The organism is Arthrobacter sp. Ha26 (genome assembly GCF_059091705.1).
Window position 1 is genome coordinate 102,904 of sequence record NZ_JBNHGX010000004.1, and the last position, 22,741, is coordinate 125,644.

The 22,741-nt window shown below is 66.8% G+C and carries 16 protein-coding genes and 1 tRNA gene; 12 read left to right on the plus strand and 5 right to left on the minus strand.

Annotated features, from left to right (window positions below; all coding sequences use genetic code 11):
* Positions 1-126 precede the first annotated feature (126 nt).
* Positions 127-1,326, plus strand: coding sequence for a TIGR01906 family membrane protein (locus AC5RVY_RS11285; protein WP_493954799.1), 1,200 nt, complete (start codon positions 127-129; stop codon positions 1,324-1,326).
* Here the strand turns inward: AC5RVY_RS11285 and AC5RVY_RS11290 are convergent.
* Both AC5RVY_RS11290 and AC5RVY_RS11295 read right to left on the minus strand, forming a co-directional pair.
* Positions 1,317-3,146 carry an AMP-dependent synthetase/ligase gene (locus AC5RVY_RS11290; protein ID WP_493954800.1) on the minus strand — a complete coding sequence of 610 codons (1,830 nt, stop codon included), beginning with the start codon at positions 3,144-3,146 and terminating at the stop codon, positions 1,317-1,319. The genes AC5RVY_RS11285 and AC5RVY_RS11290 overlap by 10 nt on opposite strands.
* A gap of 66 nt (positions 3,147-3,212) precedes the next feature.
* Positions 3,213-4,928: a dolichyl-phosphate-mannose--protein mannosyltransferase gene (locus AC5RVY_RS11295; RefSeq protein ID WP_493954801.1), complete on the minus strand. Its 1,716-nt coding sequence runs from the start codon at positions 4,926-4,928 to the stop codon at positions 3,213-3,215.
* Between the two features lie 45 nt (positions 4,929-4,973).
* Here AC5RVY_RS11295 and rsmI point away from each other — a divergent pair, with 45 nt between their 5' ends.
* Positions 4,974-5,912, plus strand: a complete 939-nt coding sequence (gene rsmI, locus AC5RVY_RS11300; protein WP_493954802.1) for a 16S rRNA (cytidine(1402)-2'-O)-methyltransferase — start codon at positions 4,974-4,976, stop codon at positions 5,910-5,912.
* A 183-nt stretch (positions 5,913-6,095) separates the two neighbouring features.
* On the plus strand, positions 6,096-7,595 hold the full coding sequence (locus AC5RVY_RS11305; RefSeq protein WP_493954803.1) for an NAD-dependent succinate-semialdehyde dehydrogenase: 1,500 nt from the start codon (positions 6,096-6,098) through the stop codon (positions 7,593-7,595).
* A 69-nt stretch (positions 7,596-7,664) separates the two neighbouring features.
* Here the strand turns inward: AC5RVY_RS11305 and AC5RVY_RS11310 are convergent, their stop codons facing one another.
* The 3 genes from AC5RVY_RS11310 to AC5RVY_RS11320 are packed head-to-tail and all read right to left on the minus strand — an operon-like array spanning position 7,665 to position 12,720.
* Positions 7,665-10,151, minus strand: a complete 2,487-nt coding sequence (locus tag AC5RVY_RS11310; protein ID WP_493955052.1) for a transglutaminase TgpA family protein — start codon at positions 10,149-10,151, stop codon at positions 7,665-7,667.
* Positions 10,151-11,587 carry a DUF58 domain-containing protein gene (locus tag AC5RVY_RS11315; protein ID WP_493954804.1) on the minus strand — a complete coding sequence of 479 codons (1,437 nt, stop codon included), beginning with the start codon at positions 11,585-11,587 and terminating at the stop codon, positions 10,151-10,153. The genes AC5RVY_RS11310 and AC5RVY_RS11315 overlap by 1 nt, the downstream gene beginning before the upstream one ends.
* Positions 11,588-11,598: 11 nt before the next feature.
* Complete coding sequence (locus AC5RVY_RS11320) at positions 11,599-12,720, minus strand: AAA family ATPase (protein WP_493954805.1); 1,122 nt, start codon at positions 12,718-12,720, stop codon at positions 11,599-11,601.
* Between the two features lie 163 nt (positions 12,721-12,883).
* Between AC5RVY_RS11320 and AC5RVY_RS11325 the strand changes: the two genes are divergently transcribed.
* The 9 genes from AC5RVY_RS11325 to AC5RVY_RS11365 all read left to right on the plus strand — a co-directional run bounded on the left by AC5RVY_RS11325 (position 12,884) and on the right by AC5RVY_RS11365 (position 22,716).
* Positions 12,884-13,789 carry a TatD family hydrolase gene (locus AC5RVY_RS11325; protein WP_493954806.1) on the plus strand — a complete coding sequence of 302 codons (906 nt, stop codon included), beginning with the start codon at positions 12,884-12,886 and terminating at the stop codon, positions 13,787-13,789.
* Positions 13,790-14,069: 280 nt separating this feature from the next.
* Entirely contained in the window at positions 14,070-15,245 is a 1,176-nt protein-coding gene (locus AC5RVY_RS11330; protein ID WP_493954807.1) for a resuscitation-promoting factor, read from the plus strand.
* A gap of 111 nt (positions 15,246-15,356) precedes the next feature.
* Entirely contained in the window at positions 15,357-16,229 is an 873-nt protein-coding gene (rsmA, locus tag AC5RVY_RS11335; RefSeq protein WP_493954808.1) for a 16S rRNA (adenine(1518)-N(6)/adenine(1519)-N(6))-dimethyltransferase RsmA, read from the plus strand.
* A complete protein-coding gene (locus AC5RVY_RS11340; RefSeq protein WP_493954809.1) occupies positions 16,226-17,188 on the plus strand; it encodes a 4-(cytidine 5'-diphospho)-2-C-methyl-D-erythritol kinase in 963 nt (320 codons plus the stop codon). Before rsmA ends, AC5RVY_RS11340 begins: the two co-directional genes overlap by 4 nt.
* Before the next feature lie 34 nt (positions 17,189-17,222).
* Positions 17,223-19,058, plus strand: coding sequence for an ABC-F family ATP-binding cassette domain-containing protein (locus AC5RVY_RS11345; RefSeq protein WP_493954810.1), 1,836 nt, complete (start codon positions 17,223-17,225; stop codon positions 19,056-19,058).
* A 189-nt stretch (positions 19,059-19,247) separates the two neighbouring features.
* Positions 19,248-19,319 (plus strand) — tRNA-Gln (locus tag AC5RVY_RS11350).
* Positions 19,320-19,419: 100 nt separating this feature from the next.
* On the plus strand, positions 19,420-20,901 hold the full coding sequence (gene glmU, locus AC5RVY_RS11355) for a bifunctional UDP-N-acetylglucosamine diphosphorylase/glucosamine-1-phosphate N-acetyltransferase GlmU (protein ID WP_493954811.1): 1,482 nt from the start codon (positions 19,420-19,422) through the stop codon (positions 20,899-20,901).
* Positions 20,901-21,881 (plus strand): ribose-phosphate diphosphokinase, encoded by a 981-nt coding sequence (locus AC5RVY_RS11360; RefSeq protein ID WP_050055844.1) that lies wholly within the window; start codon positions 20,901-20,903, stop codon positions 21,879-21,881. The genes glmU and AC5RVY_RS11360 overlap by 1 nt, the downstream gene beginning before the upstream one ends.
* A 238-nt stretch (positions 21,882-22,119) precedes the next feature.
* Positions 22,120-22,716: a 50S ribosomal protein L25/general stress protein Ctc gene (locus AC5RVY_RS11365; RefSeq protein ID WP_493954812.1), complete on the plus strand. Its 597-nt coding sequence runs from the start codon at positions 22,120-22,122 to the stop codon at positions 22,714-22,716.
* Positions 22,717-22,741: the final 25 nt, after the last annotated feature.

Here is a 22,741-nt window from a genome sequence, read left to right on the forward strand (position 1 = left end):
TCGTTGTAATCCGTCCGGGGTGGTTCCTCGCCCAGCCGGAATCCCGGACGGTAGGCTCGTCAACAGAGAAAGCGCGCCGGCGGACCCGGAACCTGGCGCGAAGAGCCAACGGAAGTGGACGCTGCTGTGAAAGACGAAACTCCTGCCCGCGCCCGGCGCGCCGAGCCGCAGCCGGACCCGATCCTGGACACGGCCGGTGATTCCGACGAGCCGGCATTCTCCTGGATGACCGGCGGCACTGCGGCACCCGAAAGCCGGTCAGAGAAGGCCGCGAAGGACGACGCCGATTCCGCCCGCCGCAGCACCGCGGAGCCTGACGCTTTTGCCACCTCCCACGGCTCAACGGAGGCGCAGGCTCCCGTCGCCACAGGCCCGGCTGCCCCGGGCACCGCCGGCCCGGCGGCCGCACGCGCAGGCAAGGCGGGTCAGCCGGAAAGCCGTGCTGACCGCAAAGCCGCCGAGGCCGCCGTCGAAGAGCCCGGATCCACCTCGGGCCACGGAAGCTCACCTGTTTTCCGGGAGCAACTTCCCACCTCAGCCCTGCAGGTCCGTCCGCCACAGGAAGAGGTGGAGCGCCGCAATGCCCAGCGGGAGAGCGCTGCCAACGCCAAGCCGGTGGCTCCACGGGTGATGCAGGTCCTGCTGGCCATCTTCTTCCCGCTGGTTCTGCTGATCGTCGCCGTCCGGGCGGTGACCACTCCGTTGTTCCTGTGGGTGGAATACAACCGGCCCGGATTTCCCGGCGACGGCTATGGGTTCAGCACCGACGACAGGATGACCTACGGCTCCTACGCCGTGGATTACCTGACGAACTGGGCCGGCCCGCGCTACCTCGGAGACCTGGTGCACCGCAGCGGCGACAAGCTGTTCAAGGACGGCGAAGTCAGCCATATGGCGGACGTCAAGCTGGTGATCCTTTCCACCTTCGGTGCGGGTGTGCTGCTGGTGCTGGTTAGCCTGATCGCCATCCTGTACCTGCGCAAGCGCAGTTCCGGGGGTGTCAGGAGGGGCCTGTTTGCGGGGTCCATCATCACTCTGGTGCTGATTCTGGGCCTGGGGGCATTGGCAGTGGTGGGATGGCAGCAGTTCTTCACGGAGTTCCACCGGATCTTCTTCGCAGAGGGCTCCTGGACGTTCAGCCTCGACGACACCCTGATCCGGCTGTTCCCCGGCCAGTTCTGGATTGACGCCGGAATGGTGATCGCGGCGCTGGTACTGCTCACCGCTCTCGTGACGCTGATCCTCACCTGGCCAACCCGCCGGCGGCGGGGCCTGGTGAAGGATGAGCCTGCAGCGGCAGGGGAGCAGAGCGCCGATCAGGCGTAAAGTTTGCCGATTTCTGCCTGGAAATCGCGCACCACGGCGTTGCGCTTGACCTTGAGCGAGGGCGTGAGGTGACCTGAGTCCACCGTGAATTCGGTATCCAGTATGGCGACCCTGCGGATGGACTCCGCCTTGGACACCAGCAGGTTCGCCTGGTCCACCGCTTCCTGCACTGCGGCCACTACCTGCGGATCGCCGGCCGCCTCGCGGATGGACCGGGATGGCAGGCCGCGTTCCGAGTGCCAGTCTTGCAGGCCCTCCGGATCGAGGGTCACCAAGGCTGAGACAAATGGCTTGCCGTCACCCACCACCACGGCGTGGCCCACCAGTTGGTGTGTTCGAATCTTCTCCTCAAGTGGTCCGGGTGCCACGTTTTTGCCGCCGGCCGTGACCAGCATTTCCTTCTTTCGCCCTGTAACGGTGAGGAAGCCTTCGGGGTCCAGGTGGCCAAGGTCACCGGTGCGGAAGAACCCGTCCACAAACGCCTCGGCATTTGCGGCCTGGTTGGCGTGATAGCCCCGGAAAACGCCGATCCCCTTCACCAGGATTTCGCCGTCTTCGGCCACCCGGACGGTAGTGCCCGGAATAGGGATTCCCACAGATCCCACCTTGGTGCGCGACGGGGCATTTACCGTGCAGGGCGCCGTGGTTTCTGTCAGGCCGTACCCTTCGAGTACCGGGATGCCCGCCCCGCGGAAGAAATGCGCGTCCTCAAGGTTCAGCGGGCTGGCGCCGGAAACGGTGTACCCCACGTGCCCGCCCATCGCCTGGCGAAGCCGCGGATAAAGCAGCCTGTCGAAAATCCCGTGGCGGATGCGGCACAACAAGCCGGGGCCGCCGCCCTCGCCGCGGGCTCGACGGTCCTCCGCCCTGGAGTATTCAATGGCCGTGGCAGCGGCGGCGCTGAACAGCCGGGCTTTGCCCCCTGCGGCAGCCTTGTGCGCCGCAGTGGCACGTACCTTTTCGAAGATCCGCGGAACCACCAGCAGGAAGGTGGGCCGGAAGGAGCCCAGGTCTTCCAGCAGCCCGGCCGCGCCTGGCGAGTGCCCCACGGTGGCTCCCGCTGTCAGGCAGACTATCTGCACCGCACGGGCCAGCACGTGGGCGAGGGGCAGGAACATCAGAGTCCGGGCCTGTTCCTGGAGAAGCAGTTCGGGAAGGAAAGCAACAATGTTCTTGGCCACCAGGGCGAAGTTGCCATGGGTGATTTCGCAACCCTTGGGCTTGCCCGTGGTTCCGGAGGTGTAGACCAGGGAGGCAACGTCGTCCAGCCCGGCCCGGCTCCTGTGCCGTTCCAGCTCTGCATCCGTGACACCCGTTCCGGCGGCGGCGAGGCTGGCGAGATTGGGGGCAGCGCCGTCGGACTCCATCCGGACCACGTTGACCAGGCGGTCCCGCAGCAGGGGTGAACCGGCCAGGACGCCTGCCGCCAGCTCCGCCTTGGCGCGGTCTTCCGCGAACACGCGCCGGACGCCGGCGTCGTGCAGGATCCATTCCACCTGGCTGGCGGAGGATGTTTCGTAGATGGGAACGGTCACGCCGCCGGCAAACCAGATGGCGAAATCCACGAGCGTCCACTCGTAGGAGGTGGCCGACATAACGGCCACGGTGTCACCGGGCTCGAGGCCGCCGGCGATAAGGCCCTTGGCCAGGGCACTGACGTCCTGCAGGAATTTCTGCGCGGGCACGTCCACCCAGCCGTTGCGCCCCTTGCGCCGGTACAAGGCGTGGGCCGGGTTCGCGGCCTGCTGTTCCAGCAGCAGGTCCGTAACGTTGCTGGCGGCGTCAAGCTCAACCAGCAGTTCGGTGCTCGCTTCTCTCACAGCAGGTCTCCGTTCCGCTGCCACGCCGCGGCAGCGGCTCGTTCCAAGGTCTTTTGACATCCTGCCCTAGATCCAGGACGGCATCCACATTCGAAGTCTCCACTCCTGGTACGGGATGATTTCGGCTGCCCACACCGGATAGAAGAAGGCTGACAACATCATTGCCGCCGCCACAAACAGGACCACCAGGTACAGCCCGGACCGGCGGCGCCACGGGGGATCGGTGGTCTTCCCCAGGACCAGCCCCAGGCAATAGACCAGCGCCAGCACCAGGAACGGCTCGAAGGACACGGCGTAAAAGAAGAACATGGTCCGTTCGGGGTACATGAACCAGGGCAGGTACCCGGCAGCGACGCCTGCCAGCACGGCCCCGGCACGCCAGTCGCGGCGTCCGGCCCACCAGAACAGAAGGACCACCAGCGAAACGGCTGCCGTCCACCAGATCAGCGGGTTCCCCACCGACAGGATGGCAGAGGTGCACCTGTCGAAGTCGCAGCCCGGGGTGCCGCGTTCGGGGGATTCATAAAAGAACGACGTCGGCCGGCCCATTACCAGCCAGCTCCAGGCGCTGGCCTCGTAGGGATGCTCCGAGCCCAGGCCCTGGTGGAATTTGTACGCCTCCAGGTGGTAGTGGGCCAGGGACCGGACCGAATCGGGCAGCCATCCCCACTCGGCTGAGGGGTTGCTTTGCGCCCAACGGCGGAAGTAGGCGTCACTCGAACGGAACCAGCCCGTCCAGCTCGCGGCGTACACCAGGGCGGCAACCGGAACCACGCCCAGGAACGCCGGGAGACCGTCCTTGATGATGCCACCGCTGATCCAGCCGCGGATGCCCGCCACCCGCCGCGCGTTGAGGTCCCACAGCACGGTGAGAATGCCGAACCCGGCCAGGAAGAACAGTCCGGACCACTTGGTCCCCACGGCGAGCCCCAGGCAGGCGCCTGCCGCTATCCGCCACCAGCGGATCCCCAGCCACGGGCCCGACATGAGCTGTGCCGGAGTGGGACGGCCTCCACCGAGCTCCGCCACCCTGCCCAGCCGGGCCGCCAGCCGGCGTCGTCCGTCATCCCGGTCCAGCAGCAAGGCGCCGAACGCGGCAAGGACCCAGAACATCAGGAAGATGTCCAGCAGCGATGTCCGGGACATTACCAGGTGGTGGCCGTCCACGGCCAGCAGGAGGCCGGCCGCTCCCGCCAGGGGAAGGGACCCGAAGAGCTTCAGTGCGATCAGCGACAGGAGCAGGATGGACAGGGTTCCGGTCAAGGCGGCCGAGAAGCGCCAGCCGAAGGAGCTGTCCGCGCCGAAGAGCCACATTCCGGCGGCGATCATCCACTTTCCCACCGGCGGATGGACCACGTATTCGGGCGAATCCAGGAGCACGCCGGGGTTGCCGGCGTTGAAGAAATCGTTCGCCTTGTCCGGCCAGGCACGTTCATAGCCGCTCACCAGGTACGAGTAGGCGTCCTTGACGTAATAGGTTTCGTCGAAGACCAGCTTGTGCGGCGCGTCCAGCCGGATGAAGCGGAGGACCCCGCCTGCGGCGGCCGTCAGGACAGGCACCAGCACGAACCACAGCCGCAGCGACAATGGGTACCCTCGCCAGGGCTGCCCGCCCAGCAGCCGGGTGCGGAGGGCTTCGGCAGTGAACGCTTCGGCCGGCCGGCTGATCCAGGGCCGTGCCGGACCGTTTCCGGGCCGGCCCGCAGGGGTGGTACTGCTGGACGCCCCGGCGGCGTGTCCGGGTCCGGCTGGCCGCGTCGAGGTCTGCGTCACGAGCCCCATGCTACCTTTTGCGGCTGGCAGCGCCCGCAGCAGTAGGCTGGTGGCGTGGACCCTAACCCCAGCACTTTCCCCGATTCCGGCCCTGCAACCCCCGGCTGGGCGGGTGGAGAGCCTGCCGCGGATGCGGGAGCTGTTGCCGCTCCAGGGCAGGGAGCCGGGAGGATCGTGCTCGCCGCTACGCCCATCGGCAACACCGGCGATGCCTCGGCCCGCCTCGTGGACCTGCTGGCGACGGCGGACATCGTTGCGGCCGAGGACACCCGCCGGCTGCACCGCCTGGTGCAGAGCCTGGGGGTCACGGTGGCAGGCCGCGTCATCAGCTACCACGAGCACAACGAGGCCACCAAGACCGCTGAGCTCCTCGATCAGGTGAGGGCGGGCAAGACCCTGGTCATGGTCACCGACGCGGGAATGCCCGCGGTTTCGGATCCCGGCTTTCGCTTGGTGGAGGGCGCCGTGGCCGCCGGCATTACCGTCACTGCCGTTCCCGGGCCGTCCGCGGTGCTGACAGCCTTGGCGCTGTCCGGCCTGCCCACCGACCGTTTCTGTTTTGAAGGATTCCTGCCGCGGAAGGCCGGTGAACGGGCATCGCGGCTGGCGGACCTGTCAGCGGAGCGGCGCACCATGGTGTTCTTCGAGGCGCCGCACCGGCTCGAAGCGATGCTGCGGGCCCTGCGGGAGCGCTTCGGCCCTGACCGCCGTGTCGCGGTGTGCCGCGAACTGACCAAAACGTACGAAGAAGTGATTCGCGGCTCCCTTTCCGAACTCCTGCAGTGGGCTGAGGGCACGGAGGTCCGCGGTGAGATTGCCGTGGTCCTGGCCGGCGCCCCCGAACAGGCCGCCGGGACGCCCGAGGACCACGTGGCTGCCGTTAATGAGCTGGTGGCGCAGGGGATCCGGCTCAAGGAAGCCGTGGCAGCGGTCGCGGAGGACGTCCGCGTGAGCAAACGGGAGCTTTATTCGGCGGTTTTGGCTGCCCGCTGAGCACCCTTGGCGCCCTCCACCGTGCTGTGCAGGTGCACAGCATCCTCGTTTGGAGGTAGTGCGTAAAGGCGTAGACCGGCCGCTTGCCCGGCAGTAGTCTGGCAACTAATCAGCCCGTACCGCCGCGGCTATTCCGGCCGCCTGCCGGCGGGCTGCAACAACCCTACTGACGAGGGAGTCATCGTGACTGTCATTGCACAGCCGGCCGTTTCCGCAGAGCGCGAAAGCGCCCTTCTGGCCTCTGTTCCCACCGGCCTGCTGATCAACGGTGAGTGGCGGGACGCCGCTTCCGGCAAGACGTTCGACGTCGAGGATCCGGCCACGGGCAAGGTGCTGTTGAGCATTGCCGACGCCGGTCCTGAGGATGGTGCCGCGGCCCTGGATGCCGCTGCTGCCGCGCAGGAGTCCTGGGCGAAGGTCCCGCCGCGGGAGCGCGGCGAGATCCTGCGCCGTGCCTTTGACCTGGTCACCGAGCGGGCCGAGGACTTCGCGCTGCTGATGACCATGGAGATGGGCAAGCCCCTGGCCGAAGCCCGCGGTGAGGTGACCTATGGGGCCGAGTTCCTGCGCTGGTTCTCCGAAGAGGCTGTCCGTGCTTTCGGCCGTTACTCCGTCTCCCCGGACGGCAAGTCCCGGCTGCTGGTGACCAAGAAACCGGTGGGCCCCTGCCTGCTGATCACCCCGTGGAACTTCCCGCTGGCCATGGCCACGCGCAAGATTGCCCCGGCCGTCGCCGCCGGCTGCACCATGGTGCTGAAGTCCGCAAACCTGACGCCGCTGACTTCCCAGCTGTTCGCCGCTGTCATGCAGGAGGCCGGCCTGCCCGCCGGCGTCCTGAACGTCATCCCCACCTCCACGGCCGGCGCCACCACGGGCCCGCTGATCAAGGACTCCCGGCTCCGCAAGCTCTCCTTCACCGGCTCCACCGAGGTGGGCCGCCGGCTGCTGTCCGACGCCTCCGAAACTGTGCTGCGGACCTCCATGGAACTTGGTGGCAACGCCCCGTTCGTGGTCTTTGAGGACGCCGACCTGGACGCCGCCGTCGCCGGCGCCATGCTTGCCAAGCTGCGGAACATGGGCGAGGCCTGCACCGCTGCCAACCGGTTCATCGTGCACGAATCAGTTGCTGCGGAGTTCGCCGAGAAGTTCGCGGCGAAGATGCGGGAGATGACCACGGCCCGGGGCACCGAGCCGGAGTCCAAGGTGGGTCCGCTGATCGATGCCAAGAGCCGGGACAAGGTCCACGAACTGGTGTCCGACGCCGTTGCCTCCGGCGCGAAGGCAGTAGTGGGCGGCGCTCCGGTTGACGGGCCTGGCTACTTCTACCAGCCCACCATCCTGTCCGGCGTCACCGAAGGCACCCGCATCCTGTCCGAGGAAATCTTCGGCCCCGTCGCCCCCATCACCACCTTCAGCAGCGAAGATGACGCGGTGCGCCTGGCCAACAACACCGAATACGGGCTGGTCGCCTACGTCTTCACCAAGGACCTCAACCGTGGCATCCGGATGGGCGAAAAACTCGAAACCGGAATGCTCGGCCTGAACGCCGGCGTCATTTCCAACGCCGCCGCGCCGTTCGGCGGCGTGAAGCAGTCCGGCCTGGGCCGCGAAGGCGGCCTCGAAGGCATCGAGGAATACCTCTACACCCAGTACATCGGCATCGCCGACCCCTACGCCGGCTAGTACCTTACCCTGCCGGCGAAAGCCGCCGCCCGCCCTGGACCCCCAACGACTGGATCCGGAACACCTGTATCAGGAGTGTCCGGACCAGCGTGCCGGCCAGGTGCGCGCGGCGGCTTTCGCTGCTTTGCCCGCCGCAGCCCCTGCCGCCTTGAAGGGCGCCGCCAGCAGGCTTCCCAACCGTCCCACCAACGACGGCGGCAACCACACCGCGCGAAACCGCCGCAGGGTGGAGGCATTGGCGTGCAACGCAGACTCGAGAGCCGCTATACGAGCGGCGGTCACGGCGTTGTGCGGGGGGAGGCCCGGTCTCGTTCCGGCCTCCCCTGCGGCCTCCTGGACGCTGACCAACGGGGGCCCGTACTTCTGGCGTTCGAAGTCGGCAGTCAGCGCCGCTGCGGCCTGGTGGGCTGCCTCGTCCATCCCGCCCGGTTCGCCCATCAGGGCGGAGCCCCGAAGCCGGGCGGAGTAACCGCGCGGGGTTTCGCTTGGCTCGGGCGGCAGGCCGTAGTCGGTGCCCAGATCAACCATTTCCTTCCAGGCCAGCGGCACGGCCGAGCCCTGGTCGGGAGCCCGGAGCCGCCGTGCCCGGATGCCTGTCCGGACCAGCCTGGGGGAGGCCGCAAGCAGGGCGGCTCCGAACAGTACGCCGGCGCCGAGCAGCCAGGGCAGCAGCTGGCTCCCGGTGTCCGTGGTTCCACCGGCACCCGAACCGGGCAGCGGGACGGCACTCGGTGCCGGAGACGGAGCAGGCGTGCTGTCCGGGATCAGGTCGTCGTTGTTGTCCGTCGAGTCCGGAATTGAGGAAGCGGAGCTCTCGGTGGCATAGTCCGGCACCACACCGCGGGACGGGGTGGGCTCGAACGGCACCCAGCCAAGGCCCTGGAAGTAGAGCTCCGGCCAGGCGTGCGCGTCCCGGGCATCCACCTCGTACTCCGGCAGCGCACCCTGGCCGGCAACGGATACGGTGGCGCCGGTCAGCCTGCCCGGGGCGTAGCCCACGGCGATCCGGCTGGGGATGCCCTCAAGCCTGGCCATCACGGCCATGGCGGAAGCGTAGTGGATGCAATAGCCGCTCTTCCGGTTCAGGAAATCGGCAAGGACCGAGAGGCCGTTTCCGTCGTAGCCGCCCTGCACAGGAGACTGCAGCGAGTAGGTGAACTGCGCTGACCGAAGGTACTTCTGGATGGCCATCGCTTTGTCGTAGGACGTGGGGCTGGAACCGGCCACGGTGTTCGCCGTGGTCCGGACGATGTCCGGAACGTTGCCCGGAATCCTGCTGAAGTCCTCCGCGATGCCCTGCACGGGTGCCGAAGACCTGGCCAGCACCCCGGCCGTCAGCTTGGGAACAGTGGACGTGACCAGGTATTCCTGCCGGCGTGACGTGGTGTCCGTTCCCTTGATGCTCAGTGTGGCAGGGTCCCAGGTCCACCGCCCCTCGAGGCCGCGCACCGATTCCGGCGCGTAGGGAACCGGCAGGTACGGGCTGGTGAACGTTCCGGTGTCTATGGCGGTGACCAGTTGCTGCTCCTCGGACACCGCGTAGCCCGGTTCGATCTGGTTCCCCAAGGGGCGGCGGGAAGCGTTGCGGTCATCGGGGCCCCAGGAGTCGCCGTCGAAATTGTCCACGGTGACGGAGCGCAGGTACAGCGGGGCAGGGGAGTTGGTGGCGTAGGTGATCCGGCCGCTCCCGGCAGGGGTCCGCAAGCTGTTGCCCAGCGTGATCATGGGGTTCAGCCCGGTGGAGGTGCCCCAGGGATTGATGCGGGAGCCTTGCGGGAAAGTGCCCTGGTCGAATCCGGGAATGGCCAGCGGCAGCACCAGGGTGGCGGCCACCGCGACGACGCCGGTCAGGACTGCCCTTCGCCCCTGGCCGGGGCTTCGCACGGAGTCCGTCTGGGTTCGCGCGTCCGGAACGTACCACTGGCTGCATGCCAGGATCATCAGATACCCGGCAACAGCGGCAGTGAAACCCCAAAAGCCCACGCTCTGGGGCTTGATCATCGCGGGCACCACCAAGATGGCCAGCAGCCCCATTCCGGTGGCGGCAGGCATGCCCAGCGGCACGGCCAGGGCGTCCACCAGGATGACGGCCAGGCCCAGCACGGCGCAGATCACCATCACGATGCCAACGTTGGGGGCCACGGGCGAAGTTTCAGAGAGCACGGTTTCACTGGCGCGGCGTATCAGCCGGTCCAGCTCGGCCAGGCTGGCTCCGGTGGGGACGATGCCCGCGAAACTGGTGCTCCGGAAGAACGTCAGTGTCAGGATGGCGGCCAGGGAGAGGAATCCGCCGGCTGTGACCACCACAGGTTGTGCCCTGACCGAACGCAACGCAGCAAGGGTAAGGCTGATCACCAGCACCGTGGTAAAGACCGGCCAGTACCACGCCCAGCCACGCAATACCCCGTTCAGTGACAGAGCGGCGCCTGCTACGGCGAAGGCAATGGAGCCCGCCATCACCCACGGGTAGCCGCCCACGCGGCGGCCTGCCATGGTTGCGGTGGGCGGAGGCTGTTGCCGGCCGGTCCCGGGATTTCTCGCTGGTGCAATGGTCATCATGCCACCCCTGCTCCGCGCCGGACCTCCGTCGCCGGGGGTTCCGGCACGGCGAGGTCCTGGTCGAACTGGTTCCACGCGGCTGCCACGGATACCTGTGGTGCCACTGCCGCTGCCCGCCAGCCTCCCTGCCGCAGCTTCTCGAGGGCGTCCTCACATTCCGCGGGCCGCTCTGTCACCAGGATGGCGAAGGCATTGGTACCGTAGCCCGCGGCCGGGGCCAGCGACAGGGCTTCCAGTGCCGGGATCCTGCCCAGGACAGCAATGACCGGTCCGCGCATGCGGTGGGCGGAGAGCTTGTCCATGAGCTGATCATCAAAAGGCGGGGGCCCCGCCTCCTGATGGCCGCGCGAGTCCATGGCGCCGAAGAAGTCCCTGCGTGCACCGTCACCGCGCAGGTGGTGGGGCCCCGTGAGCTGGATGGCCGCCAGGCTTTCTCCGATGGACTGGAGCCCGGAAGCCCCGCTGTACTCCTCCAGCTCGGGCTCCGGAGCCGACGGCGACCGCAGGAATGCCGGTTCACCGCGCACATCCAGCAGGCGCAGGCCATAATTGCGCTCGGCAAGGTGGGCGCTGATGGACATGGCGGCAACCACGGCCCACTCGAACGTCTCGCTGCTGATCATCGGGTGGCCGTCCTGGGCCGCATGTGCTGCCGGAAGTGTCCCCGGGCTCCCGGAAAACGCTGCGAACCGGTGGTCCAGGATAATGGTGGCCTCGGGTGTGGTGACGGATTCCTCCTGCCGCACCATCAGTTCGCCATGGCGCGCCGTCGCGGCCCAGTGGACCCGGCGCATCGGATCCCCATGGCGGTACTCCCTAGTCATCACGTCATCGTCGCTGGGGTTGGCCCGGATCCTCGTGGCCGTGACGCCGTCGTTACCCCGGGCGCCGGCCAGGCCGGTCAAGGGAAGGACGACGGCGGCGGGCGTCACCGTGAGCGTGTCGCCGTCGTCAATTGCCTGCCGATGCAGCGATAACCCGAACGGGTCGGTGAACTCCGCGGTCACGGGTCCGATCAGGAACTGGCCGCGCTGGGCCGAGGACAGGTGGTACTCGTACCGGCTGGTGCCGCCGGTGGCTGAGCGGGAAGGGAACCGGAAGGCGGGCGACTCGCCGAACCTCGGCGGCAGCCGTTCTTCCATGGTGGCCCGGCCGCCTGATGCTCCGGTCCGTGCCACTGCGAGCCGGACAGTGGTGGGCGCGGCCGTTTCCACCGGGGAGGGATTGAATTCCCGGTAAACCTGGAAGCGGGGTTTGACCAGCCGGATCCCGGCGAGGGAAACCAGCGGGAGGACGAAGAGGAGCACAGCCAGGCTCAACAGATCCCTGCGGCCCATGACGTGGGCAGCCGCGAGTGCTGCGGCGCCTGCGGCCAGCATTCCCCAGCCGCGCGGGGTGAAGAGGTGTCGGGGCAGTCGGTCCAGCAGCGCCATGGAAGGTCCGCCTAGTGGTTCCTGCTCAAGCCTGCCACGGGGGCGTTCCGTCCGGTTGCGGAAGGCCTGGCCGCGGCATCCGACGGCTTTTGCGTGACAGGCAGCCGGGACAGAATGCCGCGCAGGACGCTATGCGCGGTTTCCCCTGCCCCCGCTGCTTTGCGGTCCAGGATGATCCGGTGCGCCAGGACTGCTTCGGCAACGTCAACCACATCATCAGGAAGGACAAAGTCGCGGCCGTCCAGCGCGGCAGTGGCCTTCGCGGCGCGCAGCAGCTGCAGCATGGACCGGGGGCTTGCGCCCAGGCGGAGCAGCGGGCTTTCACGGGTGGCCCGGCCCACGGACACCGTGTATTCCTTAACGGCCTGCGAGACGTAGACCTGCTGGACGGTGGCGATCATCGCCGCCACCTCAGCCGTGGTCACCACCGGGGACACCTTGGCCAGCGGTGACGCCGACTGGTGGGTCTCCAGCATCTCGATCTCGGATTCCTTGTCCGGGTAGCCCATAGAGATCCGCGCCATAAAACGGTCCCGCTGGGCCTCCGGCAAGGGATAGGTGCCCTCCATTTCGATGGGGTTTTGCGTTGCCACCACCATGAACGGCTCGTCAAGGCGGTAGGAATGGCCGTCCACCGTCACCTGGTGCTCTTCCATGCATTCGAGCAGCGCCGACTGGGTCTTCGCTGACGCCCGGTTGATTTCATCGCCGATGACGATGTTCGCGAAGACTGCACCGGGCCGGAACTCGAAAAGCCTGGAGGACTGGTTGTAAATGGAGACGCCTGTTACATCGGAGGGGAGAAGGTCCGGAGTGAACTGGATCCGGTTGACCGTGCAGTCGATGGTCCTGGCGAGCGTTTTGGCCAGGAGCGTCTTGCCCACACCCGGCACATCCTCGAGCAGCAGGTGGCCCTGGGCGAGCAAGACCGTCAATGCGAGCTTCGCGGCGTCCGATTTACCGTCGATCACCGTGTTCACGGTGCCCAGGATCCTCTGGCTTGCCTCATGGAAAGGCCCAGCGGCCATGGCAACGGGCCGGTGACCGTTCAGGTGGCTCACCGGCTCCGCGATTCCCGCGAGATTCCCGTTCGCAGCGCTCACATCGTTGGCAATGCGTCGGTGGGATTCCATCGGCAACCTTTCAGCCCGGGGTTCTCCTGGACGGGACAGCTGGCCCTGCCTTCGCCCATCGGTGGGCGTCCGCACGTCTTCGTACCAGACTACTAACACAACTGCCCCGGCAGACAGAGAGTTCCAACAAATATGGGGCATCCTGTCGGTCTAGGCTTGATGGATGTGCAATCCGCTGATCCCTGCCGCTTACCGTGCTCCCGTTGACGGCGGCGCACCGGAATCCGGAAGTTCCCGGCAGCGGGAGTTCCCTCCTGCTCCTGAACCACTGCCGGTGCCGGTCATGGACAATCACACCCACCTTGATTTTCCGGATGGAGAAGCGCCGGTAGGGGTCAAGGAAGCGCTCGATGCCGCTGAGGCCGTAGGCGTCCAGGGCGCCGTGCAGGTGGGCTGCGACCTGGAATCATCCCGGTTCACCGTCCGGGCGGTGGATCTGGATGCGCGGCTGCTGGGGGCAGTGGCGCTGCACCCCAACGACGCTCCACGGTACGCGGCGCGGGGCCAGCTGGAAGATGCGCTGGCGGAAATCGAGCAACTGGCTGCCCATCCCAGGATCCGTGCCATTGGCGAAACCGGGCTCGATTTCTTCCGGACCGAGGGCGAGGGGCTGGCCCACCAGCGGTACTCTTTCCGCCGCCACATCGACATTGCCAAACGGCTGGACCTGACCCTGCAGATTCATGACCGTGATGCGCACGCTGACGTGGTGCAGGTACTCAAGGAAGAAGGAGCCCCGGAACGGGTGGTTTTCCACTGCTTTTCCGGTGACGAGGAGCTGGCAGCAACATGCAACCGGGAAGGCTGGTGGATGTCCTTTGCCGGGACGCTGACTTTCAAGAACGCGGCCAACCTGCGGGCCGCGCTCGCCGTTGCGGATCCCGAACTCCTGCTGGTGGAAACCGACGCTCCCTTCCTGACTCCGCATCCCCACCGGGGGCGGCCAAACGCAAGCTACATGGTCCCGTACACCGTGCGTGCCATGGCCGAATTGACAAACCGGGACCTCGCCGGGCTCTGTGTCGACATCAACGGGAATACCGTACGGGCTTACGGAGCCTGGGATTAAGATCACGTCGCCCCTCACGGCCCAGATGAATACGTGGTATGCAAATTTCTTGGCCGCTTTATAACGCTACGGTTACAGTGGGAAACTACTAGCCGGGGTCGGGGAAGGCCACCGGGTAAGTTCGCTCCCTTTCCAGCAGGATCTGCCAGGCTGTTCCCGCCTGCCTGCTGTGGGGAGTATGGCGGCGCAAAGGTGCCCGGACTACCCCTCCAAGGGGAACGTACCGGGCATTTTATTGTGCTCTCCCCGTGCCCGGACGGAGCTAAAGTTACGGGCAATCGTGGTCAAGTTCTTCACAACGGACGGCAAGTTCAGCTTTTTCAAGGTGGGAACCCAGCTTCTGGTGCTTTGCGCGCTGGTGGTGGGGCTCGTAGCCTTCGTGGGCAATAACAAAACCATCACGCTCAACGTTGATGGCAAGGTGACTTCCGTTCAAACCTTCGGTGGCACAGTGGGACAGGTTGTCAAAAGCGCCAACCTCGAACTGAAGCCGGCGGACCGGGTTTCCCCGGCCATCGACTCCACCGTCCGGAACGGCACGGTTATCAACGTCAACCAGGCCAAGGAAGTCAAGGTAAGCCTCGACGGCTCCGAAAAAACGGTGAACACCACAGCACAGGACGTTGCCGGGCTGGTGACCGAACTCGGCGTGGCAAGCGCCTCCTCGGTCTCGGTCCCCAAGGACGCGCAGCTTTCGGTGGCAGGATCCTTCGTTTCCATTTCCACCCCCAAATCCGTGAGCATTGTTGCCGACGGCAAGGTGGACACCGCAACCACCACCGCCGCCACCGTGGGCAAGGTCCTGGAAGATGCCGGCCTGACCCTCGGGGCCAGCGACCGGTCCTCGCAGCCCGCCAACGCCCACGTGGTCAACAACATGGTGATCAAAGTCTCCCGCGTGGACACAGGCCAGACCGCAGTGACCACCGAGGACGTCCCCTTCAAAACCGAAACCGTCGAAAGTGCGGAGCTTTTGAAGGGTGAAAAGGAAGTCACCCAGGCAGGTTCGGCCGGCAAGCTGGAGAAGACTTTCAAGCTGGTGCTCGTTGACGGCCGCGAGGCGTCGCGCACCCTGGTCACCGAGTCCGTCACCGCGGAGCCCGTGACCGAAAAGATCACCGTGGGAACCAAGGCCAAGCCCGTGCCCCAGGCCGCTCCCGCAGCCAGCGCCAGCACCGCCGCTAATTCCGGAGCCGCGGCGCCCGCGATGATGAACGAGGCCATGTGGGACAAAATCGCCCAGTGTGAATCGAGCGGAAACTGGGCCGCCAACACCGGCAACGGCTATTACGGCGGCCTCCAGTTCGACATCCGGACCTGGATCGGATCCGGCGGCGGCGCGTACGCCCCGAACGCCAGCCTCGCCACCAAGGCCCAGCAGATCGACATCGCCAACCGTGTCTACGCACAGCGCGGCCTGCAGCCGTGGGGCTGCGGCTGGGCTGCCAGTCGCTGACACAAGGTGTGACTGCACGGTCTCGCGCAGCGGCCGGGTCCGGGTCTTCCGGGCCCGGCCGCGGCATTTAACCCGGGCAGCCGGAACCGGCATGCGGGATAGGATACCTAGGTGACTGAACCCATCCCCGCCGCGCCCGCACCGCTGTTTGGTGCTTCCGACATACGCCGGCTGGCGGAAGAGATCGGTGTCCGTCCTACCAAGACCCTGGGCCAGAACTTTGTGATCGACGGCAACACCATCCGCCGGATCGTGTCCGCTGCCGGCGTTGGAGCGGACGAAACAGTGCTTGAAGTGGGCCCTGGCCTCGGATCATTGACTTTGGGCCTGCTGGACGCAGCCGCCGCGGTGGTGGCAGTGGAGATCGACCCCGTACTCGCCGCCAAGCTCCCGGAAACCGTCCGGGAATGGCGCCCCGGCGCCGTCGGAAGCTTCCACCTGGTCCAGGCCGACGCCATGAAAGTCACCGAACTCCCTGTCCGGCCAACTGCGTTGGTGGCGAACCTGCCGTACAACGTGGCCGTGCCCGTTGTACTGCACCTGCTGCAGCATTTCCCCAGCCTCCAGCACGGCCTCGTGATGGTCCAGGACGAGGTGGCCGACCGGCTCGCCGCGGTGCCCGGATCAAAGATCTACGGCGTACCGTCCGTAAAAGCCGCCTGGTACAGCCACATGCGCAAGGCCGGCGTCATTGGAATGAACGTCTTCTGGCCGGCACCCAAGATCCATTCCGGGCTGGTGTCCTTCACCCGCCATGAGCCTCCCGCCACCACCGCCACGCGCGAGCAGGTTTTCGCTGTGGTGGACGCCGCGTTCGCGCAGCGCCGCAAGACCCTCCGCGCCGCCCTTGCGGGCTGGGCCGGCAGTGCACCGGAAGCGGAACGCTGCCTCGTTGCCGCCGGCGTCGACCCCACGGCACGCGGGGAAGTCATAGACATTGCAGCCTTCGCCAGGATCGCCGAAGCGCGTGAGGCCCGTCCATGAACGCCATCCCGGGACGCTTTGCCGCCAGGACCGTCCGGGCCAAGGCGCCGGGCAAGGTCAACGTCTCCCTGGACGTGGGTCCGCTGCGGCCGGACGGTTACCACTCGGTGGCCAGCGTCTACCTCGCCGTCTCCCTGTATGAGGAGGTCGCGGCCACCAGCACCGCAACGCCGGGCATCACCGTCAGCCTCAGCCCGGACAGTACCCTGGACCTGGACGCCGTCCACATCCCGCTGGACCAGGACAACCTCGCCTACAAGGCCGCAGCCATCATGGCCGACGTCTCCGAGCAAGCAACGGGCGTCCACCTGGAGATCACAAAACGCGTGCCCGTGGCGGGCGGCATGGGCGGCGGCTCAGCGGATGCCGCCGCAACCCTCCTGGCCTGCGACGCACTCTGGAACAGCGGCCTGTCCCGGGAGGAACTCACCCACCTCGCTGCCGAGCTCGGCGCTGACGTGCCTTTTTCCCTGCTGGGCGGAACCGCCGTCGGCCTGGGGCTGGGTGACGAACTTTCCCCGGCCCTGGCCAAGGCGCAGACGGATTGGGTCCTGGTCACCGCTGACTACGGCCTCCCGACGCCCCAGGTCTACAGGACGCTGGACCGGCTGAGGGCTGCGGAAGGCATTGACGTTGACGAGCCCACCGGTGTGGACCCGCAGATCCTCACCGCCCTCCGTGGCGGGGATGCGGAGGCGCTGAGCCGGGTCCTGGTCAACGACCTTCAGCGGGCCGCCTTCGAACTGGCGCCTGCACTGCGCGATACGCTGGGCATCGGCGAAACGCACGGTGCCATCGCAGGCATCGTCTCGGGCTCAGGGCCCACGGTGGCGCTGTTGGCCGACGACCCGGTCGCTGCCGAAGGCCTGGCGGGAAACCTGCGGCGCTACGGATTGACGGCCCTCGCCGTCCACGGCCCCGTTCCCGGGGCGCGCATCATCTCCGACACACTCCTCTAAGACGTACCGTTCCGGCAGCAGAAAGCAGTTCCCTTTGGCACACCTTCTTGGCGGCGAGAACCTCACCGTCTCCTACGCGACCCGCACCGTCCTGGACGGCATCACCCTCGGGCTTGAAGAGGGCGACCGGATTGGCATGGTGGGACGGAACGGCGACGGAAAGTCCACCCTGATGCGCCTGCTGGCGCTGCGCTCCACCCCCGATTCCGGCCGCGTCACCAAGCGCGGGGACGTCAACGTGGGGTACCTGGACCAAAGCGACGTACTCGACGGCGACCTCACAGTGGGTGCCGCGATCGTGGGGGACCAGGCGGACTATGAATGGGCGCGGAACCCCCAGATCCGCGAGGTCATGGGCGGGCTGGTGTCCGACGTCGACTGGCACGCCAACGTGCACGCCCTGTCCGGCGGGCAGAAACGGCGCGTGGCACTGGCGAAGCTCCTCATTGAGGACCACGACGTCATCATGCTGGACGAACCCACCAACCACCTGGACGTGGAGGGTGTGGCGTGGCTGTCCAAGCACCTGAAGAGCCGCTGGCGCGCCAACCAGGGTGCATTCCTGGTGGTCACCCACGACCGCTGGTTCCTGGACGAGGTCTGCAACAAGACCTGGGAAGTCCACGACGGGATCGTGGACCCCTTCGAGGGCGGCTACGCGGCGTACGTGCTGGCCCGTGCGGAGCGGGACCGGATGGCATCCGTGGTTGAAGGCAAACGCCAGCAACTGGTGAAAAAGGAACTCGCGTGGCTGCGGCGCGGCGCTCCGGCGCGCACCGCGAAGCCGAAGTTCCGGATCGAGGCGGCCAATGCCCTGATCGCCGACGTACCCGAGCCCCGGGATTCCATGGCATTGAGCAAAATGGCCACCGCGCGCCAGGGCAAGGACGTGCTGGACCTTGAGAACGTTTCCCTGGACTTCAAGGGTGGCGACGACGGGCGGAAGCTCTTCGACAACATCACCCTCCGCCTGGCCCCCGGTGAGCGCCTGGGCCTGGTGGGCGTCAACGGTGCAGGCAAGACCACCCTCCTGAAGCTCCTCAATGGTGAAATCACCCCCGACGCCGGCAAGGTCAAGCGCGGCAAGACGGTGGTTACCGCCGTGCTCACCCAGGAGGTCAAGGAGCTCGACGACGTCTCCGACCTGCGCGTCATTGAGGTCATCGAGCGGGAGAAGCGGTCCTTCAACGTGGGCGGCAAGGAATTCAGCGCCGGCCAACTGGTGGAGCAGCTTGGCTTCACCAATGAAAAGCAGTGGACGCCCGTCAGGGACCTTTCCGGTGGCGAGCGGCGCCGCCTGCAGCTGCTGCGGCTGCTGGTGGGCGAGCCCAACGTGCTGATGCTCGATGAGCCCACCAACGACCTCGACACCGATACCCTCGCCGCCGTTGAGGACGTATTGGACGGCTGGCCCGGGACCCTGGTGGTGGTCAGCCACGACCGGTACCTCCTGGAGCGTGTCACCGACCACCAGATGGCACTCCTTGGGGACGGTAAAATCCGCGGCCTGCCCGGTGGCGTGGACCAGTACCTGGAGCTGCGCGAGGCCGCGCTGGCCGGATCCACCATTACGGGCGGCGGCAACCCCGTCACCGGTGCAGCATCCGGTACAGCCGCTGCAGCTACGGCACCCGCAGGCCCTTCCGAAGCCGAAAAGCGCGAGGCCCGCAAGGCCCTCAACAGGATCGAGCGCCAACTCAAGAAACTTGAGCAGCAGGAGAAAAAGCTCCACGACCAGATGGTGAAAAGCACCGGGGAGTCCGACTTTGACGCCCTCGCCGAGCAAAACAGGCAGCTCAAGGACCTGGCCGACGAAAAGGACGCCCTCGAACTCGAATGGCTGGAAGCCTCCGAGGTCCTGGGCAACTAATTGTGCTGCCCTTCCGGCATCACGCAGCCGGGAACAACGGCGGGATCAACGGCGGGAACACCGCGGCAACAACGGCGGAGGACGGGGCAGGAACAGGTGGTAGGCGGGGGAGCAGCGCCCCGTGTCGCGCAGCGCCCCGAACCCATGGCAAAATAGGGACTTGTGCCCGGGCCTTCGAGCCCGGCACGGTCCGCTCTGGTGTAATGGCAGCACCCCGGCCTTTGGAGCCGTGGAGTATAGGTTCGAGTCCTATGGGCGGAACTGCTGTGCGGGGGATGTTCAGTAGCATGACAACCGGTGCCGCCCCAGCGTGGCCCGGACACCGCAAACGCCAGCGTAACCAAGCAAGGAGAGCCCGTACGTGATCCCCGAGAATACCGGTCCGGCCGCAGTCATCGTCCTGGCGGCAGGCGCCGGTACCCGGATGAAATCGCGTACCCCCAAGATCCTGCATGAGATCGGCGGGCGGTCCATGGTGGGCCACGCCCTCCTGGCGGCACGCAGCATCAACCCTCGCAGGCTTGCCGTGGTGGTCCGCCACGAACGCGACCTGGTGGCCCGCCACCTCGCCGACGTCGATGCCGCCGCCCTGATCGTGGACCAGGACGACGTCCCCGGCACCGGCCGTGCGGTGGAGGTGGCCCTGCAGGCCCTCGACGCCGAACAGGACGTCGCCGGAACCGTCGTAGTGACCTACGGCGATGTGCCCCTTCTCTCGGGCGCACTGCTGGCCGAGCTTGTGGCCACCCACGAACGCGACGGCAACGCGGTCACCGTCCTCACCGCGGTCCTGGACGACGCCACCGGATACGGACGGATCCTGCGCGGCGAAGACGGCACCGTCACCGGGATCCGGGAACACAAGGACGCCTCCGATGCCGAGCGGCTCATCCGTGAAGTGAATTCCGGCATCTACGCCTTCGACGCCGCGGTCCTCCGCAGTGCCCTGGCCCACGTCACCACCGACAACTCGCAGGGCGAGAAGTACCTCACCGACGTGCTCGCTTTGGCCAGGCAGGCAGGCGGGCGCGTGGCCGCCGTCGTCACCACCGACCGCTGGCAGGTGGAAGGCGCGAACGACCGCGTCCAGCTGGCCGCCCTCGGCGCTGAACTGAACCGCCGCACCGTGGAGGCCTGGATGCGGGCGGGCGTCACCGTGGTGGATCCGTCCACCACGTGGATCGATTCCTCGGTGACCCTGGATGAGGACGTCCGGCTCCTGCCCAACACCCAGCTGCACGGCGCCACGAGTGTAGCGCGTGACGCCGTCGTTGGACCCGATACCACCCTGACGGACGTCACTGTCGGTGAAGGCGCCAAGGTGGTCCGTACCCACGGTTCCGGCGCGGTCATCGGCCCGGACGCCGCCGTCGGCCCCTTTACTTACCTCCGCCCCGGCACCGTCCTGGGCGAGAGCGGCAAGATCGGCGCCTTCTACGAGACGAAGAACGTCACCATCGGGCGCGGCTCCAAGCTCTCCCACCTTGGTTACGCCGGTGACGCCGAGATCGGTGAGGACACCAACATCGGCTGCGGAAACATCACGGCCAATTACGACGGCGAGAAGAAGCACCGCACGGTCATCGGCTCGGGCGTGCGGACAGGCTCCAATACCGTCTTTGTAGCCCCGGTCACCGTGGGGGACGGTGCCTACAGCGGCGCCGGCACGGTGATCCGCAAGGACGTCCCGGCAGGCGCGCTCGCCCTGACTGTTGCTGCACAGCGCAACACCGAAGGCTGGGTGGAGGCCAACCGGCCCGGAACCCGCTCCGCCGAACTGGCCCATGCAGCCACCACAGATTCCTCAAGTACCCCGGCATCTACAGAAGAGGGCAAGCAATAATGAGCGAAATTACGGCGCGCGGCGAAAAGAAGCTGGTGCTGGCCACCGGCCGTGCCCACCCCGAGCTGGCCCGGGAGATCGCCAAGGAGCTGGGCACTGAACTGCTGCCGGTGGACGCCTATGACTTCGCCAACGGTGAGATCTACGTGCGTGCCGGCGAAAGCGTCCGCGGAACCGATGCCTTCGTGATCCAGGCGCACCCGGCCCCGCTGAACAACTGGCTGATGGAACAGCTGATCATGATCGATTCGCTGAAGCGGGCCTCCGCCAAGCGCATCACCGTTGTTTCGCCCTTCTACCCCTACGCCCGCCAGGACAAGAAGGGCCGTGGCCGCGAGCCCATCTCGGCGCGCCTCGTTGCAGACCTTTACAAAACCGCCGGCGCCGACCGCATCATGAGCGTGGACCTGCACACCTCCCAGATCCAGGGCTTCTTCGACGGTCCGGTGGACCACCTGATGGCCATCCCCCTGCTGGCGGACTACATCCGGACCCGCGTGGACGCCGAAAACATCACCGTGGTTTCCCCGGACACCGGCCGCGTCCGCGTCGCGGAGCAGTGGGCCGAACGGTTGGGCGGCGCCCCGCTGGCCTTCGTGCACAAGAGCCGGGACCTGACCGTTCCCAACCAGGCCGTGTCAAAGACTGTGGTGGGCCAGATCGAAGGCCGCACCTGTGTCCTGATTGACGACATGATCGACACCGGCGGAACCATCTCCGGCGCCGTCAACGTGCTGAAGAATGCCGGGGCCAAGGACGTCATCATCGCCGCAACGCATGCTGTCTTCTCCGAACCCGCCGCCCAGCGCCTCTCGGAATCAGGCGCCCGTGAGGTAGTGGTCACCAACACCCTCCCGCTCTCCTCGGCCCAGCGCTTCCCGCAGCTGACCGTGCTGTCCATCGCTCCGCTGATCGCACGCGCCGTCCGCGAAGTGTTCGACGACGGCTCCGTCACCAGCCTCTTCGACGGCAAGGCCTGACCGCAACCACCGGCGCCGGCCCGTTTTCAGTAATCGGGTCCGGCGCTGGTAAGATTTTCACCGATACCTTGGCGAGGGAGAGCGCCGGTCACCGTCTCACGGTAACCGGTCCGCAGTCTCCGTTATCGACTGGGTCTGAATCTCCCTTCGAAGTGGGTCCGGCAGAAGCCGCCCGGCGTTGAAGGTCGCAACAGACCTCCGCCCTTGCTGAACACCGATTAGTTTCAAGGAGATTTCCATGTCTGAGCAGAAGCTCGCAGCAGAACTGCGCACCGAATTCGGCAAGGGCTACGCCCGCCGCGCCCGGATGGCCAATCTGATCCCCGCCGTCATCTACGGTCACGGCGCAGAGCCCATCCACGTCACCCTCCCCGCCAAGGCCACCACCCTGGCCGTCCGCACCGCCAACGCCCTGCTGTCCCTGGACATCAACGGCGAAGGCCACCTTGCCCTGGTCAAGGACGTGCAGCGCGACCCGATCAAGCAGATCATCGAGCACATCGACCTCCTGACCGTCCGCCAGGGCGAGAAGGTCACCGTTGACGTCCCCGTCCACGTCGTCGGTGAACTTGCTCCGGGCAACGTCTTCAACCAGGAACTCACCGTCATCTCCCTCGAGGCCGAGGCAACGCACCTGCCCGAGGCCGTCGAGGTGAGCATCGAAGGCCGCACCGCCGGCGAGCACATCCACGCTTCGGACCTGGTCCTGCCCAAGGGCGCAGTCCTGCTGGCCGACGCCGATGCCCTCGTGGTGAACATCTCCGAGGCTACCGAGTCCGCCGAGGAAGGCACCGAGGAAGCCGCTGAAGGCTCTTCCGAGGCAGCAGCCGAGTAATTCCGCATAATTGCAGTGGCCGGAT

Bases quoted from the DNA above. Each gene is read 5' to 3' on its own strand.
- AC5RVY_RS11320 (WP_493954805.1), bottom strand. From the start codon at position 12,720: ATGGAATCCCACCGACGCATTGCCAACGATGTGAGCGCTGCGAACGGG.
- AC5RVY_RS11315 (WP_493954804.1), bottom strand. From the start codon at position 11,587: ATGGCGCTGCTGGACCGACTGCCCCGACACCTCTTCACCCCGCGCGGC.
- AC5RVY_RS11325 (WP_493954806.1), top strand. From the start codon at position 12,884: ATGTGCAATCCGCTGATCCCTGCCGCTTACCGTGCTCCCGTTGACGGC.
- AC5RVY_RS11295 (WP_493954801.1), bottom strand. From the start codon at position 4,928: ATGGGGCTCGTGACGCAGACCTCGACGCGGCCAGCCGGACCCGGACAC.
- AC5RVY_RS11365 (WP_493954812.1), top strand. From the start codon at position 22,120: ATGTCTGAGCAGAAGCTCGCAGCAGAACTGCGCACCGAATTCGGCAAG.
- AC5RVY_RS11340 (WP_493954809.1), top strand. From the start codon at position 16,226: ATGAACGCCATCCCGGGACGCTTTGCCGCCAGGACCGTCCGGGCCAAG.
- AC5RVY_RS11360 (WP_050055844.1), top strand. From the start codon at position 20,901: ATGAGCGAAATTACGGCGCGCGGCGAAAAGAAGCTGGTGCTGGCCACC.
- AC5RVY_RS11310 (WP_493955052.1), bottom strand. From the start codon at position 10,151: ATGACCATTGCACCAGCGAGAAATCCCGGGACCGGCCGGCAACAGCCT.